Origin of the sequence: Blautia sp. aa_0143 (assembly GCF_004167315.1) — a bacterium.
In the GTDB taxonomy this organism is placed as follows: domain Bacteria; phylum Bacillota; class Clostridia; order Lachnospirales; family Lachnospiraceae; genus Blautia_A; species Blautia_A fusiformis.
The window spans coordinates 41,695-61,241 of sequence record NZ_RCXU01000017.1; the positions used below are offsets into that span (position 1 = coordinate 41,695).

Annotated in this window: 11 protein-coding genes and 1 pseudogene; all 12 read right to left on the reverse strand. The window is 43.8% G+C overall.

Annotated elements, in window-relative coordinates; all coding sequences use genetic code 11:
- Window positions 1-74 precede the first annotated feature (74 nt).
- Window positions 75-326: a transposon-transfer assisting family protein gene (locus EAI83_RS10125; protein ID WP_129975289.1), complete on the reverse strand. Its 252-nt coding sequence runs from the start codon at window positions 324-326 to the stop codon at window positions 75-77.
- Complete coding sequence (locus EAI83_RS10130) at window positions 323-4,177, reverse strand: DUF3849 domain-containing protein (protein WP_129975291.1); 3,855 nt, start codon at window positions 4,175-4,177, stop codon at window positions 323-325. The genes EAI83_RS10125 and EAI83_RS10130 overlap by 4 nt, the downstream gene beginning before the upstream one ends.
- A gap of 53 nt (window positions 4,178-4,230) precedes the next feature.
- Window positions 4,231-5,319 (reverse strand): annotated as a pseudogene (locus tag EAI83_RS10135) (DNA methylase); the annotation flags it as partial.
- Window positions 5,312-7,168 carry a recombinase family protein gene (locus tag EAI83_RS10140; RefSeq protein WP_001820670.1) on the reverse strand — a complete coding sequence of 619 codons (1,857 nt, stop codon included), beginning with the start codon at window positions 7,166-7,168 and terminating at the stop codon, window positions 5,312-5,314. The pseudogene EAI83_RS10135 and the gene EAI83_RS10140, both read right to left, overlap by 8 nt.
- Before the next feature lie 54 nt (window positions 7,169-7,222).
- Entirely contained in the window at window positions 7,223-7,414 is a 192-nt protein-coding gene (locus EAI83_RS10145) for a hypothetical protein (RefSeq protein ID WP_001820669.1), read from the reverse strand.
- 71 nt (window positions 7,415-7,485) lie between these two features.
- Window positions 7,486-7,716 carry a YdbC family protein gene (locus EAI83_RS10150; RefSeq protein WP_001206986.1) on the reverse strand — a complete coding sequence of 77 codons (231 nt, stop codon included), beginning with the start codon at window positions 7,714-7,716 and terminating at the stop codon, window positions 7,486-7,488.
- Between the two features lie 45 nt (window positions 7,717-7,761).
- On the reverse strand, window positions 7,762-8,616 hold the full coding sequence (locus EAI83_RS10155) for a ParB/RepB/Spo0J family partition protein (RefSeq protein WP_000743700.1): 855 nt from the start codon (window positions 8,614-8,616) through the stop codon (window positions 7,762-7,764).
- Window positions 8,617-8,624: 8 nt separating this feature from the next.
- A complete protein-coding gene (gene mobV, locus EAI83_RS10160) occupies window positions 8,625-9,542 on the reverse strand; it encodes a MobV family relaxase (protein ID WP_330547784.1) in 918 nt (305 codons plus the stop codon).
- A 293-nt stretch (window positions 9,543-9,835) separates the two neighbouring features.
- Window positions 9,836-10,009 (reverse strand): cysteine-rich KTR domain-containing protein, encoded by a 174-nt coding sequence (locus EAI83_RS10175; protein ID WP_002779755.1) that lies wholly within the window; start codon window positions 10,007-10,009, stop codon window positions 9,836-9,838.
- 51 nt (window positions 10,010-10,060) lie between these two features.
- Window positions 10,061-11,980 (reverse strand): tetracycline resistance ribosomal protection protein Tet(O), encoded by a 1,920-nt coding sequence (gene tet(O), locus EAI83_RS10180; protein ID WP_006858004.1) that lies wholly within the window; start codon window positions 11,978-11,980, stop codon window positions 10,061-10,063.
- 366 nt (window positions 11,981-12,346) lie between these two features.
- A complete protein-coding gene (locus tag EAI83_RS10185) occupies window positions 12,347-12,721 on the reverse strand; it encodes a TnpV protein (RefSeq protein ID WP_001129922.1) in 375 nt (124 codons plus the stop codon).
- Window positions 12,702-19,481, reverse strand: a complete 6,780-nt coding sequence (locus EAI83_RS17775; RefSeq protein ID WP_129975295.1) for a DEAD/DEAH box helicase family protein — start codon at window positions 19,479-19,481, stop codon at window positions 12,702-12,704. The genes EAI83_RS10185 and EAI83_RS17775 overlap by 20 nt, the downstream gene beginning before the upstream one ends.
- Window positions 19,482-19,547 lie beyond the last annotated feature (66 nt).

The window sequence follows — 19,547 nt, forward strand, 5'->3', positions numbered from 1 at the left end:
GTTTCTCAATCGGATTGGCTACTTTCTCCAATTTAAATAAATTCTATCTAACACTAATTCACACAAAATATTCTCTATTTTTTATAATTATCTTCCAAATCCACTTTATAATCTTCCAGATCCATAAGAAAAATCTCATATTCTTCATCACTCATGCAGAACAGCTTTCTTATAGTATTGCAGACCAGTCCGATCATATCCGCATCCCCTTTCAGAAATGGAATGATATTGTCGATGGCTTCCATCGTATCATTTCGGTTGCCTTTATCAAACATTGCGGTCACTAAGCATTCGTCTGTATCAAAGTTCATTGCCAGATCCATCATAATTCTACATCCCCCTTCTTATGTGCTTTGGATTTTTCAGTTGCCATTTCTTTCTGCTCCTGTGCTTTTGCTCTTACCTGAAACTCTTTCAATGACTGCAGCACGGATTTTTTCAGTTCTCCTTTTCCACCCTTTGCAGGCTCTTTGTTTTGTTCCCGGTTTGGTTCTACTGATACAGATTCTTTCTTGACTGGTGCTTCTGGAACTTCCTGTTTCACTTCCACAGTCTGTTCTGCTTCCTGCACTTTTCCATGTTTCTCATTCAGATACTTTTCCATATCGTTGATTGCTTTCTGTACCAATGGACTCTCCTTATAATGTGGAATCATATCAATCAGATCCCTGTCTATCCTGTCTCCACTCATGAGTCCATATTCCCCGGAATAATCTTCATCACCATCTTGCAGATCAAATCCGATTCCTTTAATCCCATGCAGTCTCTCTGCTGGGATACTCTCATATATTTTAATGGCTTCTTCTAAAGTGAGGTTATTATGGTACTCTCCCATGACCGGAAACTCCATGCACTCTGCGACATAAAAACTGATCGTGGCTTCTGGCTGTTCCTGCTCTGGCTGTTTGTCAAAGATAGAAAATCTCTCTGCGTCCTCCAGACGGGAAAGTAAAGAACGGGCAGTTATAACATCGCTGTCTATATCAGATTCTTCCGATACTTCAACCAACCAGTCCTTTAAACACCCTGTTTTCTTATTCAGAATGTCCTCTGTGATTTTCTTCACCTGTTCTTCCCTGTTCTCAACGATATCTTTATACTCGTAAGTGTCATATTCATAGCTGAAATTATCTAAATCCACCGCCAGCTTTTCGATTTCCTTCTGATCAAGATAGGCTTCTGACTCTTTCATATATTCTGCCAGAGTGATTCTTTCTTCTGCGATAGGATTGATGTCCACCTTAATACCTGCCATTGCTATACCATGAGCATTTAATTCATTGAAGAAACTGTCCTCCCGGATATTGCCACGATAAGAAAGCACCACATCAAGGTCAGAATCATCTCTGTAAAGTTCCTCTCTGCTTCTGGAACCATGCACCCTTGCTGCAAGCAGCTCTACTTCATTTTCTAATCCCATATCTTCCAGAATACCCTGTGCGTGATACAAGACACCCCGTTCCACTTCTGCCCTGCTAAGACCATTTAATGCTGCTTCATCTCTTCCAATCTCAGAAGTCGCACGAAGCTCACCTGCCTGTAGTAAATCCTTTGAATGTTGGATGGTCATTGCCTCAAATTCTTTATAGTCCACTTTGACACATTCCATATCATCCATTCTTTCACTTTTTAAGATTTCATAAGTAGCTTTCTGAACAGATACTTTGGGATCGTCATAATCATTGGAATGGATTTCGTGCAGGTCAGAATCATAAAAAATATAAAAATAGCCTTCTTCCGTTGCCTGTACGGTCAGATACCCTTTGCTCTTGGTAAACTGCATTACAATTCCCTCACAGGTATCCACTGCTCTTTCCCTGTCATAATCCTCAAAAATACTTGATGGACAATTCTTTAATAACTGTGCCAGCTGCATCTGCCGTTCGCCTGCTTCTTCCACTTCTGCCATCAAATCCTCATAGTCAACGGGAACGGCATTTTCCAGGGACATATCCTCATCTTCAAGAATATCTTCCATTGCCTGACGCATAGAAATATCAGGATTATCATAGGCACCGCCGTCGATCTCATCATAATCCAAAGCATAAAAGGTATAATCATAGCCTTCCTCTGTTCTCTGGATTGCAAAATACCTATCGTCAATCTTATATGCCAGTTCATCCGGCTCCAGTTCCGGCATAAGTCCCTCTACAGAAATCCCTTTCTCCTGCAGATATTCTGAAATAGCTTCCAATGCTCCTGCATCATACCCATTCCAGAGATCTTCTGCAATAAGCTGACCATGTTCCGATACGATAATCCCTGCCACATCTGAACCATACTCATCATGTTCCATGAAGAAAAACTTCTCCCCTGCATACTCTCTTTCATCCACCGTATGCCAGGTTCCCGCATGTCCATCTGCTTCAAATCCTCTGGTATCTGCTGTAATGGTAACTTCCGCTTCATCTAACGCCTGTTCAATCTTCTGCATCCGGATCTCTGCCCTTGCCATATCAATAAAACCATCTAACACTGCTGGATGGCTTTCTATCACATAATCCTGATTCAGATTCTTCCCCTGATTGATATTTTCCGGGATTTCGATATGTTCTGCCCAGTCTTTGTTCTGCCTGGAAAATCTGCCGTCATAAGAAAGTTCCCGGAGCGTATTTGCCATAACAAACGTCATACGTTCTTCTCCAAACTGCTCTAACACTTGCGTTGCGGCATCTTCCTCTAAATGCAATCCGTCAAATTTTAATGCGATCGCTTCCTCGATTGCTTTCTTACAATCAATGTTTAACTTTCTGGAATCCAGATAGGCATCTACATCCCTTTCTTCCATTGCCTGAGCAAGTGTTCCTTTATAGACTGGGGGATAGGCTCTGGTATGATTATTTTCCAGCATCTCCATTCTCTGCTGTACAAAGTCCGGAAGTTCCTCAAAGCCGAAAGAATCCACATAATAAGCCTTTGTCTCCGCCGTCCGGTTTATAACTATGACGTCGCTTACCGATAAGGAATGTCCATGAAAATCGTTCGGGCGGTTGATATTAAATCTCTCAAAAATATCCTCTAATGTAATCGTTGGTGTCCACGGAGCCGCATACACCATCCTGTAGTCTTTCCCCTCAATGGTATAGCCTAATTTTTTAGCCGATTCAACCCCCATAAACTGATAAGTATGCTCTCCGCCCGTATCCATCTGATAGATTGCAAAACGACCGCTTTCTCCATGAAAAAGCAAAGTTTCATCAATCATTTCCGCACTGTCCTGTTCCAGTTTTTCTTGTCTGGTGGCAGATGCTTCTTTTTCTTCATATTGCATGGTATTTTCTCTTTCCAGCTCATGCATCTGCTCCTCAATGTTCCCAATGATCTCTGCCGATGTTTTTCGGATGGTATCCATAGATGCTTTCAACGCCTTCATATCCCTGCTCTCGCACCAGCTGGCGATATAGGTAAACGAATATTCTGAAGTATCCAGACCAAAATGGTTGCAGACAATATAAGCAATACTTTCTGCTTCCACTTCCTTTGTTGTCTGGTCTTTTAAGACTCCTTCCGCATCCATTACTTCCCGGTCATGCAGCAATGCGTGGCTCACCTCATGGACTCCGGTTTTCATCGTCTGTACATTACTCATATCTTCCTTTATCGCAATATATTTTTCTGTCTGGTGATAATAGCCTTTTGCATCCCCTTCCACATTCATCATACGGATCGGCACAGGAGAAATATTCTGCAATGCCTGCATGAACGTATCATAAAACTGTACACTTCCGGTAAGCTCCGGCACCTCCAGTTCTGCGATCGGTTCCCCCTCTGTCTGGCTGACATCAAACACTGTCGTTACACGGAATCTCGGTATCACCATCTCCACGATCTCTGTTTCCGGCTGTCCATCATCCCCGATCACAGGCTCTTTTGTTACCGGGTCGATCTTTTCAATCTCCTGTTTCTCCCGTATCGGTGCTGGTGCGATGATCTGGATTCCTTTCTCTCCACGTTTTACATGACGGTTAAATTTCTTCTGCCATGCATGATACCCGGCCACCAGTGTTGCTTCCGGTTTCTGCATGGTGATCAGCAGCGTGTTATTAAAGCTGTAATTGTGGAACTTTGACATGGTATTCAGATATTCGGTATATCTCTCCGAAGTAAAGATTTCTTTTACTCCCTGCTCCAGCCGTTCCGATATTTCTTTTAACTGTTTTTCTATATTATTTGCCATAAACAAACCCTCCATTTTATGTCCCGCCAGAGAAAACTCTGACGGGAAATCTTTTATAACTCCTGTTCGTGTTTTTTCTTTGCAGCTTTCTGTGTAACGGTCGGTTCCGCTGTATTCTGCTGTGCCTTCTCCTGTTTTAAGCGTTCCAGAATAGACGGCTTATGGATTCTGTCTGCTGTTTCCGGAAGTTCTTTTTCTTCTACGGCATCCCTGCTGTCTGTGCTGCTTCCTTCTCTGCCAATATCCTCATCTGCCATAATCGTCTCATTGCCCTTTTCATCCATGTTCAGCAGGGCATTTAACTCGGATAATCGTTCCATCTTTTCATTCAGCTCTGCTTCTTTCGGGAATGGCTTCTTTACCTCTTCCTGTGCAGTAGCAAGCTGCTGTTGTACAGTTTCCAATTTCTGCTCACTTTCCGTCAGCTTCCTGTCGATAGAAGAAAGGGTGTTATGGATACGCTGCATATTTCCTACCGGGTCTTTTCCAATCTCCAGCTTATAAGAGCATTTTCCTTTGATCGTCAGTTCAAACACATTGGAAAACATATTGTAGGAAGCAGATAACGTAAACCCATGATATTCCCCAACTTTTCCGCCGGTGCTGACGGTTTTTAACCCTGCACAGGCGGCAATCAACGCTTCGCCTGCTTCTTTCTTATCTTCATAAAGAACATTCCCTACCGTCATGGCAAACGTGTCATTATCCTGTAAATCCACGCTTTTTACTACCTGCGAATCCACCTGCATCCCGGCAATCCGCTCTTTCAATGCACTGATCTGTACCGGGAAATTCTTTGCAATATCGGATTCCAGACGGTAAATCTGACTGGTATGGTTTGCCTTTAAGAGTTTCAGCTTACTCACCTGCACATCCAGATCCATTTTTTCTTTAATGTACGGATTGCCTGTGGCAAGTGCCTTTATTTCCGCATAGGACAGTGCCGTATCATCCACATCTTCACAAGCCCTGACTGGTGATTTACTGGTCATGATCTGGCTGATGAACTTCTGCTTATTCTCCAAAATCTGCCACATATACGCATCAAAAGTGTTCTCCGTCACATACCGGAATATCTTTACTTTGTCATTCTGGTTTCCCTGTCTTAAAATACGTCCTTCCTGCTGTTCCAGATCAGTCGGTCATTTTTTGCGGACAGTTCATACATGCTATCCTTTTCTGTTCTCTGCTCCTGCGTTTGCTCTCGTTTGATTTCTCCCTCCGTATCTTCTTGGCACAAGCAGGACAATACCTTGATGCACCAGAGCCCGGGACATATTCAACGCCGCACACCGTACAATTTTTAGCGGGCATTGCTGCCCACCGTTTTGTAGGTATGATATGTAATTCATCGACAAAGCCGATGAATTTATAGTAAATCTTGATTTCCTGCTTCACTGTTCCGTCTGCCATCTTCTCACGCTCCGAAACAAGTATCTTGTCTATGAGTGCGTTTATAACTGTTGCATCCAGTTCTTTTAAGCCTTGATAATTTCGGATAAGGGCGAGGAAGTCACGGATTCCCCGTGATTTCTCGTAGCTTTCATTAAGAGTTTCCGTCACCTCTTTCAGCCTTGCTTCAATTTCAAGCTGCTCTTTCTGGTATTTCCCCGACATCATCTCAAAATTCCGCTCGGTAATACGCTCCATGACCTTATCCTCGTAGAGAGAGGAAAACAGCCTGTCCAGTTCCGCAAGGCGTTTGTTCAGCTTCTTACGTTCTTTCTCTAATGCTTTCGCCCTGCTCTGGTCTGTTTCCGTGAGCCGCTTTTCTATGGCCCTGACCGCCTTTTCATCATTCACTGCCATATCCGCAAAACAGTTGATGTCGGCAAGAACGGCATTGAATAAATCCCTTGCTTCTATATTGTGGGCACTACACTCGCTTCTTCCGTTTCTTGCATAATTATTACATGAATACTGTACACAGTCGATAATCTCTGGGCGTTTCCTCCTGTGTACGTTCATTGCCCGCAGAGCACATCCGCAGTCCACACACTTGATAACGCCTGCAAAAATATTTACAAATCCTCCCTTGTTCTGTGGAAGCCTACGACTTGTAATAAGCTGTTGGACAATATCAAATTCCTCCTGCGTGACTATTCCCTCATGGGTATTGGGTATCACTTCCCATTCTTCGGGCAGCTTAGAGGGGCGTTTCTTGCTTTTCATATTGGCGGCAATCCGTTTGTAGCCTACAAGATTTCCCGCATATATCGGGCTTCTTAAAATGCTCCTCACGCTGTTCCCACTCCAAATATAGCGTTTGTCCTCGTTCCCCTCAAAATGACGTTCAAAGCCTGTTTCGCCACGCTCCGCCGCATAAGCGGCAGGGCGTAGGATATGCTGTTTATTAAGATGTCTGCAAATTTTGGCAACTCCATTCCCTTTTAATGCAAGGTCGAATATCTCTTTTACAACATGTGCCACTTTATCATCTATCAGCAGATGGTTGTGGTCGGCAGGGTCTTTGATATAGCCATAAGGGGCGGTAGTTCCCATGAATTTCCCCTGTTGAAACCTCGCCCGATATGCCGATTTTATCTTAACAGATATGTCAGCGGCATACATTTCGTTTAAAATGTTGCGGAAAGGCGTGATGTCCATAGCAGATTTATTCAAGGTATCTACGCCGTCATTGACCGCTATATACCTCACGTTATGCTCTGGGAAGAAAACTTCCAGATATAACCCACAATCAAGATAGTTTCTCCCCAGACGGGATAAATCTTTCGTAATCACGCAGTTTATCAGACCGCTTTCAATGTCTTTTATCATATTCTGGAAACTTGGTCTTTGGAAATTTGTACCAGAATAACCATCGTCCACATACGTTTTTGCTATGTGCCATCCCTGCTTTTTCACATAATCCGTGAGGATGGATTTCTGTGTCGCAATGCTCGCACTCTCGTTATCCGTACCATCGTCTTTAGATAAGCGGCAATAAATGCCGACTAAATAGATTTTCTTTTCTTCTTTGATTCCTGCCATACTGTAAAACCTCCGTATCTGTCCTATCTGTTTTCATGTCCCATTGCGTACATTCTAAGCGGACAGCCCCTCATTGTCGAAGGTGTCGCCCTCGGCAATCTTCTTCCGAATATCCTCGGAGATAATCGGGACAAACGCTTCTGTAACGGTCTGTGTGCCGACATATTCACGGCTGATTATCATCTGCACTGGTGCTTTTGGCACGATACGCTTTCTCTTTTTATCTGCTTTCTTATCCTCGCCCATACTTAAATCTTCCTTTCCAGACAGGGCAGGGAAGAGTTTGGAAATGTCCCCGCCCTGCCAATCAGATACCATTAATCCTCGCTGTTTAATTCTTTCTGTAATGCTTTAAGGAGTGCCGCCGCTTCATCAGCGTTCAGCGTGATTCCCTTGCCGCACTTTTCACGGTTCGGGGAAAAGCTGCGGATGTCATACTTCGGCTCTTTCCCATTCCATGAAATGAGATTGATTTCCTTTGTGTAGCCACTGTCGCCCGTAGACAATACTGCGATTTCCTTTACGATTTCATACTGGATTTCTCTCATTCTCCATACCTCAACTCTCTGTATTTACTTCCCGAAAAAAGAAGATTAGCGGCTGTCACGGTTGCGTTTCCTCTGCAACTCACGCTCCAAAAGTTTGATGATGGTTTCCTCCATCTGCTTCGGCGTTGTGTTCTTCGGAAAGTATTTTTTCAGCTTGCTTGTGTTGATTTTCAAGGTTTCTTTCTGGTTGCCCTTTTCCTCCGTCATAATCGCAAATATCGTATCCATGTCAAGCCGCCCGCTCTGGCTTAACTGTTTCATCCGCTGTGCCTGTGAGAGTGAGGGCGTTGCTTCTTCGCTCTCCATCGTGGCAAAGAGGTTTTCCTGCTCGTCTTTCTTCAAGAAGGACAGTTCCACCGCAGGCGTGAGGGCGATTTTCCCCTCGTCCACCATCTGCAAAATCGGCGGTATCAGTTCCGTCAGGCGGATAAAACGCTGCACGGTCATCCTGCCCACGCCGAAGCCCTGTGCCACCTTGTCGTCCGTCCGCAACTTCGTCACAACTTGTGACGAGGTTAAGTCTGTGCGGAAACCCTGCCGCTTCATGGCTTCGGATTTCATCTTGTAAGCAAACGCCCGCTCCGATGGCAGGATATTCTCACGCTGCAAATTGCTGTCTACAAGGGTGATGATGGCTCGGTCACGGTCTAAGGGCAGGACAAACGCAGGCACGGTATTTATCCCTGCAAGTTCAGAAGCACGGACACGCCGCTGTCCTGCAATCACTTCATAACCGTCCCCGTCCTCTTTCGGGCGTGTGATTATCGGCGTGACAATGCCAAATTCCTTGATGCTTTCCGCTAACTCTGACAGTGTTTCATCTTCTGCCACATGAAACGGATTGTCGGGGAACGGGTACAAGTCTTTGGTCTTTAACACCTTAAAATCCTGTTTCTTCATTCACATATCTACCTTTCTTTCGCTCTGCTTCTATGATTTTTCTGCAATTCTTCCAACACTTCGGGCGGTATTTTTGACAGCAGCCGCCCCATCTGCTCGTTGGTTCTCTGCAATTCAAATATCTTCTGATTCGCTTTCTGCACCTTTAGTTCCTGCTCGTACTTTTCATCACGCATACGCCCCGCATAGTCTGATTCCTGCCCAATTCTCTCTTTCAAACTGTCGATATACGCCTGCTGTTTCCCGATTTCCTTAGAGAATTTCTCCACGTCTGGCAGCCATGCAGAGAGTAAATCTAACGCTTTATCCCTTTTCTTCCCTGCGTTAAAGGCGTTGATGTCGGATAGGGCAGACACGATTTCTTCATACTGTTTATCAAGCCTGCCGCCTAATTTATAGAGCCATGTGGGGACGTGTTTCCGCTTGGTTTCCATTGAGGACTGCCCCCGTTCAAGCTGATTCCACCGTGAGGACATCCGCTCATGGTAGGCGGTCTGCCACTCGGATAATGATTTCTGGTTGCCTAAGATAGCTTTCGCTGACAGCTTATTGTCTGGCGTAATCGGCACAAAGCAGAGGTGCATATGGGGCGTTCTCTCGTCCATATGGACGACAGCGGAGAGGATATTCTGCTTTCCAACACGCTCCGAAATGAAGTCAAGAGCCGTCTGGAAATACGCTTTTTGTTCTTCGGGCGGTAACTGGTTCATAAATTCTGGTGAAGCTGTGATGAGCGTTTCCACCATCATCACGCTGTCTTTCCTTGTCCTGCACCCCGCTTCGGCTACCATGCGGTTAATATCAGAAACAGCCCTACGGCACTTTCCAACAAAAATCGACAAAAGAAAAACCGCAAAGGCTCTGTGACCTTTACGGTTATAGGAAATAGTAATTCTATTGTATGGAGATTGTACTTCTACTTTCAAGGTGAGAAGTACCGTTGCACTGGCAGAAATTTTTTTAACTGGTTTCCTGCCGTTCTCTGATATGCTATGTATTGATAAATTTTGCTTCGTATGAGCAGATAGATAACTGCCCGAAAAAAGGACATAAAAAAATCCCTCCAAATTTAAAAACAAATTCAGAGGGTAATTTAGGGTATAACAAAATAACCCACCCGAATATCGTTTTTTTTATTTGGTGAGTTTGTTCTTTCAAATACGAAACAAAAAGAGCCGATGATTCGTGAATTGTTCCACAATTTCATCGGCTCTGCGTCTTAAGCGTCTGGCTCTTTGATGACAGTTATCTTCAAGTTGTCAACTTTAATCAATCTTTCTTGTCTGCATTTTGGACAATAAAGGGGATAATTCTCCAAAACAGTGTCCTTCCTAATTTTATTACGGGTTTTGCTCCCACAAACAGGACACAATATCCATTCGCATTTCATCATAATTAGTCTCTAATCCTTTCAAATCTCATTTTATATGACTTTTGCAAGCTGTTAAGCTAACTTGTGGAACATATGCCGAACCTTATCTATACGGCTATTCGGGCGGCGGGGTTGGCAAATAAATTTACCAATAGCTGGCTGGTATCCTTTTAACTCTGTCAAGCAGACTCCCTGCCCATTTGTGAAATAAGTTAAATCGTTCCTGTATTCTTGAATACATCTAGCAGGGATTTCTCCTTTCAGAATGACCTCGTCATTCTTTATCTGAGTACTTACAATATCTGCACAATACCTTGGAGCATCATGATACGCCCGTGAGAGATATTCCTGCGGTGCATAAATTTCAAAGTGGAGATATGGCTCTAATAGTTCTGTCCCTGCTTTTTTTAAAGCCTGCTCCAATACGATAGGGGAAAGCAGCCGAAAGTCTGCGGGGGTACTTACAGGACTATAATACAATCCATATTCAAAACAGATTTTACAGTCTGTCACTTTCCATCCATACAGCCCCTGCTCGCAGCCATAAAGAACCCCCTCCATAACCGCATTTTGGAACGATTGGTTTAAATATCCAAGTGAAACTCTGCTTTCATACTGCACTCCACTTCCAATAGGGAGCGGCTCTATGGACAACCCGACAGAAGCCCAGAAAGGATTTGGCGGGACTTCTATGTGGATGGTATATTCTGCTTTTCTAAGCGGTCTTTCCATATATATAACAGTAGGCTCTTTTATTTCTGCCTCCACATGATATTTTTCCTCAAGGATGGCACAAATGACTTCCATCTGCACTTTCCCCAAAAAAGAAAGTATAATCTCATGCGTTGTAGTATCCACATAATATTTTAAAAGAGGGTCGCCATCTGAAATTTCTGTAAGTGCCCCAAGCAATATTTCCCGCTGTTCAGATTTCTTTGCTGCAATCGTTGTTTGGAGCATAGGGAGAGGATTTTCAATAAATGTTCTCTGCGGCAACAGCATTTCGTTCCCCAAAATACTGTTTAGCTGCAAAACATCATTTGGTAAAATTACAATATCACCAGAGCAGGCTGTATCGGATGAACATAATTCACCGTTTGTCGGAACACACATCTCTGTGATTTTTATTTTCTCTTTTTCAGATATTTTAATAACATCCCTCAAATGCAATGTTCCGCTATATATACGCACATAAACAAAACGCCGCCTTTTCTCTGAATATTCAATCTTAAAAACCTGCCCGCATAGTTCAGATTGACCTTCAGGCGTTGATGAATAAAACTTACTGGCAATCACTTCTATAAGCTGCCGAATCCCCAGATTGTTTTTAGCGCTTCCGTGATAAACGGGAAATAACGTTCCGTTTTGGAATCTCCTGTTTTCTTCCTGTTCCAGTTCTGACATTTTAAACGGTTTCCCTGACATATATTTCTCTAATAGTTCATCGTTTCCCATAATTACCGCATCCCACTGTTCCATATCGTCATTGTCCGTTACATTTATATGAGGATGCTGCCCAACCTTTTGCTTCACTATAATTTCCGAAGAAAGCTTTGCTTTCATTTCTTGATATACCATTGGCAAATCAATCCCCTCTTGGTCAATTTTATTGATGAAAAAAATTGTCGGAATCTTCATTGTCTGTAGTGCATGAAACAGTATACGGGTCTGTGCCTGTATGCCATCCTTTGCAGAAACTAATAATACTGCTCCGTCTAATACGGATAAAGAACGGTATACTTCCGCCAAAAAATCCATATGGCCTGGCGTATCTATAATGTTGACTTTTACATCCTCCCACTGAAAAGATGTCACTGCTGTCTGGATAGTGATTCCCCTTTGACGCTCCAAATTCATTGTATCTGTCCTTGTTGTGCCTTTATCTACGCTCCCTGGTTCTGCAATTGCACCACTGGTATACAATAAACTCTCCGTTAATGTTGTCTTTCCTGCGTCAACGTGAGCCAGAATGCCTAAGTTAATTATTTTCATGTGATTTTCCTCCTATCAACACCCAAAAAAGGGCATAAAAATACCCAGTGATAAATACTCCTATCACTGGGTAAATAACTCCAATAGCCCCAAAACACTTATATGTTTTCGGGCATATAAAATTACATGATAAAAGTATTCTTAAACTGGGTACAAAAAACTAAGCCCCATATTAAAAGTGAAACGGGACTGCTACTTTTTGTTCCCACTATCAAATTGACAGTTTATTTAAGAATACCTTGCCGCATATTTATTAACTCCTTGTATAATACTGAATCTAATTATATTCCTTAACCCTTTATTTGTCAAGCTGACAAACTAAAGCAGAAAAAGCGGCAGGATTTCCCCCTGCCACTAATCATCTGTTTATGCAAAAATAATTTCCTTTTCCACAATCTCCCTCGCACAAGCCCTTATGTTATTGAGGCATCCTGTCCATTCTAAGGCGTTTTCTGCCTTTAGCTGTTCCGTTATGCCCTGTGCCTGTTTCATACCCTCTATGAGCCTTTCAAAGCGTTCCTGTGCCTGTCTGTTGATGTCGGCAAGGTAGGCGTTTAGCCTGCCGCTTGTAAGAAGATTGGTGTATGTAACTTTACGGTACTGTTTTAGATAATCTAAATGCCGTTGCCCCCAGATGCCTATTGCCTGTTCTTCTTCGGCGGGTACAGTTAAGCACGGTATCAAATAATCCCCTTGCCTTTCGTATTTGCCGCCCAGTTCCTCAAATAATGATTTTGCCATTGTCTGTTACCTCCACATTCTTTTTTATTTTGAATGTCCGCAAAATCCGTCCTACATCAGACGGCTTCCACGGACAGTCAAGGTGATGGAGGGCAATGAGCCTGTCCTGTACGTTGGTACCAGCACCGAGTTTTGGAGTGGAACCCATAAGGATTCTCACCTGCCCGGCCCGTACCTTTGCAAACAAATCTGCTTTCTTTGTCTCCGTGTTGTATTCATGGATAAACGCAATCTCTTCTTTCGGGATTCCCCTGGCAACCAGTTTGTTTCGGACATCATCATATACATTGAAAGTCCCATCCCCTTTTGGAGTAGACAAGTCACAGAAGATCAGCTGTGTTGTCCGATCTGCTTTTCCCTCGTCCCATACCTGAAAAGCATTTTCCACACAGGTATTGACCTTGCTTTTTTCTGCATCCGGAAGGAGTTCATTTAATAGCCTCTGATCCAATGCACATTTTCTTCCGTCATTGGTAATCTTGAGCATGTTGTCCACCGTTGGATTCACAAGACCGGCTCTTACTTCTTCCGCACGTTCCGAAAAGGCACTGACCATTTCCTGCTGTTCTTCACTTGGTTTTAAGACTTCATTGATAAACTCTGCTTCCGGTACAGGAAGATTCAGCATATCCGATGTCTGAATATCCGCAGCTTCCTTAAAAATGGAGATCAGCTCTGGAAGATTAAAAAAACGGGCAAACCGTGTTTTCGCACGATAGCCCGTTCCTTCCGGTGATAATTCGATTGCGGTTACTGTCTCCCCAAACGTTGCCGCCCAGGAATCAAAGTGTCCCATACCCATACGCATGAGTGTGTCATACTGGAGATAACGCATGATAGTGTAAAGCTCGGTCATACTATTTGATACAGGAGTACCTGTAGCAAAGGTGATTCCTCTGCCGCCTGTCAGTTCATCCATATACCGGCATTTCATAAACATATCCGAACTTTTCTGTGCATCCGTCTGTGAGATACCCGCCACATTCCGCATTTTTGTATACAAAAAAAGGTTCTTAAAACTATGGCTCTCATCCACAAACAGCCGGTCTACACCCAACTGCTCAAAAGTTACCACATCATCCTTTCTGGTCTGGTCATTGAGTTTCTTCATCCTCGCCTGCAGACTCTTCTTTGTTTTTTCCAACTGCTTGATGGTATAATTCTGCCCTGCCTGATGTGCCGCTTCTTCAATGGAAAACGTAATATCTGCGATCTGATCTTCCAGCATGGCAATCTGCCGTTCTCTTGAAAGAGGGATTTTCTCAAACTGCGTATGGCCGATGATCACGGCATCATAATCCCCTGTCGCAATACGGGAACAGAACCGTTTTCGGTTTGCCGGCTCAAAGTCTTTCTTCGTTGCCACCAGGATATTTGCTCCCGGATAGAGACGTAGGAAATCACTGCCCCACTGCTCGGTCAGATGGTTTGGCACAACATAAAGATTCTTTTGTGAGAGTCCCAGCCGTTTTGATTCCATACCGGCTGCGATCATCTGGAACGTCTTTCCTGCTCCTACGCAATGAGCCAGTAACGTATTATTTCCATACAGCACATGAGCCACTGCGTTTTTCTGATGCGGCATCAAGGTGATCTCCGGGTTCATGCCGACAAACTGAATATGGCTTCCATCATATTCCCGTGGACGGATGCTGTTAAATCGTTCATTATAAATCTTACAGAGATCTTCCCGTCGGTGCAGGTCTTTAAATATCCACTCTTTAAATTCCTCTTTGATCAGCTCCTGCTTCTGCTGTGCCAGCATTGTTTCCTTCCGGTTTAATTCCCGGTGTTCCCCCTCGGCATCCTGTACCGTGTCATAAATCTTGGTATCTCTAAGGTTTAAGGCATCTTCCAAAAGACGGTAGGCATTGGCTCTCTGTGTTCCATAAGTGGAAGTGACAAGGGCATTTCCGTAGCTGTCCACATTCTTTCCCATAACATTCCATTGTCCGGTCACTTCGGCATACTGGACTTTGACCTTGCTCCCTACATAATATCTTGGTGTATGGAATGTCTCTGCCATGAACTGTGTGATATAGTTCTCTGAAATCCAGGTTGCTCCAAGTCTTGCCTCAATCTCTGACGCATCCAGATCTTTTGGCTGTACCTGCTCTAAATACTGCACATTCACCTGATATTCTGGGTGATCTTCTGCAAACTGTTTGGCGATCTGCAGTTTCTCTCTTACATTTCCAGAAAGATATTCGTCCGATGGCTCCCATTTTTCACTAATCGGATTCTTAAAGATTACCCCCGCCAGTTCTTCGGTAAGCTTCTCTTCTGTTTTCCCGGAAAGCTGTGCCATATAGGAAAGGTCAACGCCTGCCCTCTCACCGATAGAAACCGCAAGTGCTTCACTGGCAGTATCTACAGAAGTTACCGTTTCTGCCCTGCGGATTGTCCTTTTGGTAAAAATATCCGCTTTCCGTTTCAGTTCTCCCTTATCATCCAGAAATTCCAGAGAAGTCAAAAGACAATAGCTGCTGTCCTGGCTGAATGCCCGCTTATTGGCATTGCTGCTGATAAGACCATATTTTGCTGTAAAGGCATCATATTCTTCATTGAGTTTTTCCTGCAGCTTTGTGATCTGTTCAGCGCTTCCCTCTTCCATTTGACACTGGATCAGTTCATTCGTAACATCACGGATCTTCACCATCCCTTTGACACGTTCCGCTGTCATTGCCGGAAGCTCCATGCGGTTCATCACAGAATTTTCCCGGTAATAGACTTCATCATTCACTACGGTAAAACTGAAATTCTTTACCTCCGGGTCTGCCGGGATAGAGACAACATCCTCCTCCAGCTCTGTATCCGAAAGTTCCAGTTCCGTGATCGTGCCATGGATATTCTGGACGGCTTCTTTTAACTGTTCTTCTAAGGTAATTCCTTCTTTTGGTTTTACGGTCACTTCCTGCTTTCCATACTGGGTACTTTCTGTAGTAAACTCACCAAGCACCATTTCCGGATGCTCTGCAAAATAAGCATTGACTGAATAGCCTTCCTGTGTTTCCTTTAGATTTAACCATTCCGGTTCCTCAATGGATGCCCTGTCCCTTTTCTGGAAAAACAGAATATCAGAAACAACGCTGGTATTGGCATTTCTCTGGAATGCATTATTCGGTAATCGGATGGCTCCAAGCAGTTCTGCCCGGTTTGCGATATACTGTCTCACTGCCGGATTCTGCTTATCCATCGTTCCACTGGAAGTTACCACTGCAACTACGCCGCCCGGACGCACCAGATCAAGGGATTTTGCAATAAAATAATCATGGATCATAAAATGATGCCGGTCATATCTGCGGTCACTGACCTGATACGCCCCAAATGGAACATTGCCTATCACACAGTCGAAAAAGCTGTCCGGATAACTGGTTTCCTCAAATCCCTGTACTGCAATCTTATTTTTCTGGTAAAGCTGTTTTGCGATCCTGCCCGAAACCGGGTCAAGTTCCACACCATACATATTGGCTTTGCCCATACTCTCCGGGATCAGTCCCATAAAGTTACCGACACCACAGGACGGTTCCAAAATATTTCCCTGTTTCAGTCCCATATTTTCCAGTACTTCATACATACTTCGGATCACGGTCGGGGACGTATAAAAAGCGTTTAAGGTCGATGCCCTTGCTGCACTGTATTCTTCTGATGATAAGGTATTCTTTAATTCCAGATACTCATTCGCCCAGCTGCTGTTACTCTCCTCAAATGCCTGTGGGATGCCACCCCATCCAACATAACGGGATAAGATTTCCTGTTCTTCGGGTGTTGCCAGACGTTCTTCTTTCTCCAAAGTCTGTAACAAATGGATGGCTTCCATATTTGTTTTATACTTTGCCTTCGGACCGCCTGCACCAAGGTCATTATCCTGGATACGGAAGTTGTGTGGTTCTAACACAGCTTTTTCCTGTTCCTGACTTTCCGGAATATCTTCTTTGGCAGTAACCTCTTCCTCTTCTATTTCCTCTACATCTGACATATCTACTACGGTCGGTTCTGTTACCGACTTAGTATCTAAGAAATCAAACATGGTCATCTGATGACCAGACGGCCCCGCAAAGGATGGTTCTGCTTCCGGTGTTGGGAATATTGTGTAAGTCCCCTCTACATACTGATGAAGTTCCGAAAGAAGTTCTGTTTTCTGCTGATAGTTTGTCCCATATGCTTCAAAATCCAATGGCAGAGCTGCCAATGCCGCATCCATCTTCTGTAACAGTTCCTCTGTCTGCTCTGTTCCTTCCAACACTGCCATCAATTCTGCTCTCGACACATCCCCAAAAAAGTCATTGGTAAATGGTCTGTCTATTCCTTCCGGAAGACGAGCATAAAAACTAAGTATCTTATTCGCCATCTGTTCCCGTTCATACTCCGACATATGGACATAATCTTCTGCCTGCAGGAACTGGTCATTCTTTATCAGATAGGATATTCTATTGGCAACTTTCTTCCAAGATAATGAAATTGAAGTATATGGACTATTATCATCACCTCTTGCAAGAAGCAGTCCTTTCCTATCATAATTTACATAAAACTCATCTACATCAGGCAGTGCATGAATCCTTTTATTGGTTCCATACTTTTCTTTAATAAAATCCGTTCTGGATTTTTCATTTTCATTTAACAAATAAAAAGAATAAGTTTTGAGCCTATCTTTTGAATAAGGGCCACCCCTTGCGAGAAAAGCATCTATCTCATCCTGGGTAATGAACATCTGATGTTCTTTCCATGCAAACCCATCTCTTGCCTGATAAGGGATGACCTCCGCAGCAAACTTCTGAAACTGCTTTGAGATATTTATCGGATTATAGTGATGGAAACGCATAAGAGAGCTGTCCATTTCATAGGCTTCTGCCAGTGCATCCAGTCTCTCATTCAGTTCCGAAAGCCACTGGGGATCTTCTATTTTTTCTTCTAAATAATCCGTGATCTCTGGATAAATACTGCGAAGATGTGGTAAGTCCTCTTCGTCAAAGACAATCTCCGCTACTCCTTCTGCCATATCCCCTTTCATATAGGCAAGAGCCTGGGCGTGTTCTTTTACTGCATTACTTCTTGCCGCATCCAATACAGACTGTGGTGCATATTCACCCTGGTCTAAAAGCTGATGGATACGTCCGCTGACATCCTCCCATGATAAAAATGCCTTATCTAAGATATGGTCTGTAACCGTATGCCCCACTGCGATCTGCATCCCAGTTTCATCAAACCAGACTGAATATTCATTTCCATCAATCTGAAAGCCTTTTCCACCTTTACGGTATTCACGCTTTACAAACTCCGTATATTCCTCCGGTGTCTGTTCGCTCATGAAATTATAGATGATCCGGAGCTGGCTGGCTTTCCGGTTTCCTCCTGTCCGTAAGATCTCATCAACAACTTCCTCTGGAATCGGGATTTCTCCGGCATAAAGGGCAGCTGCCCTTTCCTCGATCTGCCGTCTTTGTTCATTTGCGGTTGGATATTCGGGCAAAGATAAAGCAGAGGCGATCTCTTCCTCTGCTTTACTCAATCCATCTTCTCTTGTATCTTCGACTAACTGTATACCAATTCCGTCAAGATGCTCTCTTCCGCTGTTGCCATCAGTGCGTTCATGTGTGCTGTCCATGCCATCGGATCTGCTTCCTTGTCCGGTGCCGGATTCTTCTCCAGTAATTTCTCCATCTGGCTGTCCATTCTCTCCTGTGCTGCTTTCTCGATCTGTTCCAGATGGCTGTTCAGCTTCCCGGTCAGGAACAGGCTCTGATAAAGGCTGTTCTTGTGTTCCTTCAGAAATGTCCTCCGCAGCATCCCGTATTTCCCGATCGTCACTTCTTCCTCTTCGACGGTCAGATTCGGAAACAGGTAATCTCCCTTGCGATGATATGTCAGTTCCATAATCGGTTCCTCCTTCATTTTCAATATTTTCTTCTTTTTTCGTTTCTGCATCCCGGTTTTTAGTTTCACGCATTAACGTGGTAAAGTTATTATAATTCCTTTCCTTTGAAATTTCAACCTCTTTTCTCGCTTCTTCCAGAGAAATTTTATGTACAATTCTTCCAATATCGATCAGAATACTCTCACTGAGCTGACTCACTGCATTTCCAAGGAATGTAAGGGCAGACAGATGGTTGTAATCTGTGATGTGCATGAAATCCTCTTCTTCCAGAAGTTCCATTGGCTCAATCCCACATCGTCTGGAAAGCATATAGTAAACACTGTCTGTTACCAGCTGGCGGAAATCACTGCGGATCGTCACCTCATCCAAATCTTCCAGATAAGTATTTTCTACTGCATATTCCAATCCATCCAGATATTCTTCCAGATTGTCACTGACCATCTCCCTTGCGACCGCCATCAATGCGTCCTGCAAGGTTGCCGTATCCTTTTCTTCCAGACCATAGACCTCTTCCAGATGCGTAAGGATCTCTTCTCTCTGGTGTTCCTGCATCTGCCACAGATACGGGCTTCTGCCTCCGGCTACCATGTGGGTGTCCGAAATATCAAACACATAACGAAGTTTGGTGTTCTGCCAGGTTTCATCAAACAGGGCAATTCCTCTTGCACCACGATTTACCCAGCGTAACATCTTTTCATTCCATAGTTCCAGTGATGCACAGGCTGTTGCGTCTGGACGCTGTGCATGGATCAGAAGCTGGTCTGAAAAAGAATACCGATATAACCTTGATGCTGTGTCCATATAATCCATCCAATCCCCTGGCGAACTGCTCACTGATACGGCATGTTCCTGTATCAAGTTTCGGATGTCCTGTAGTTTAGACATTTAACTTCCCTCCTGTCAATAAAAAACAGCCTACTCTTTTTAGAATTGGCTGCATAAAATGTACTT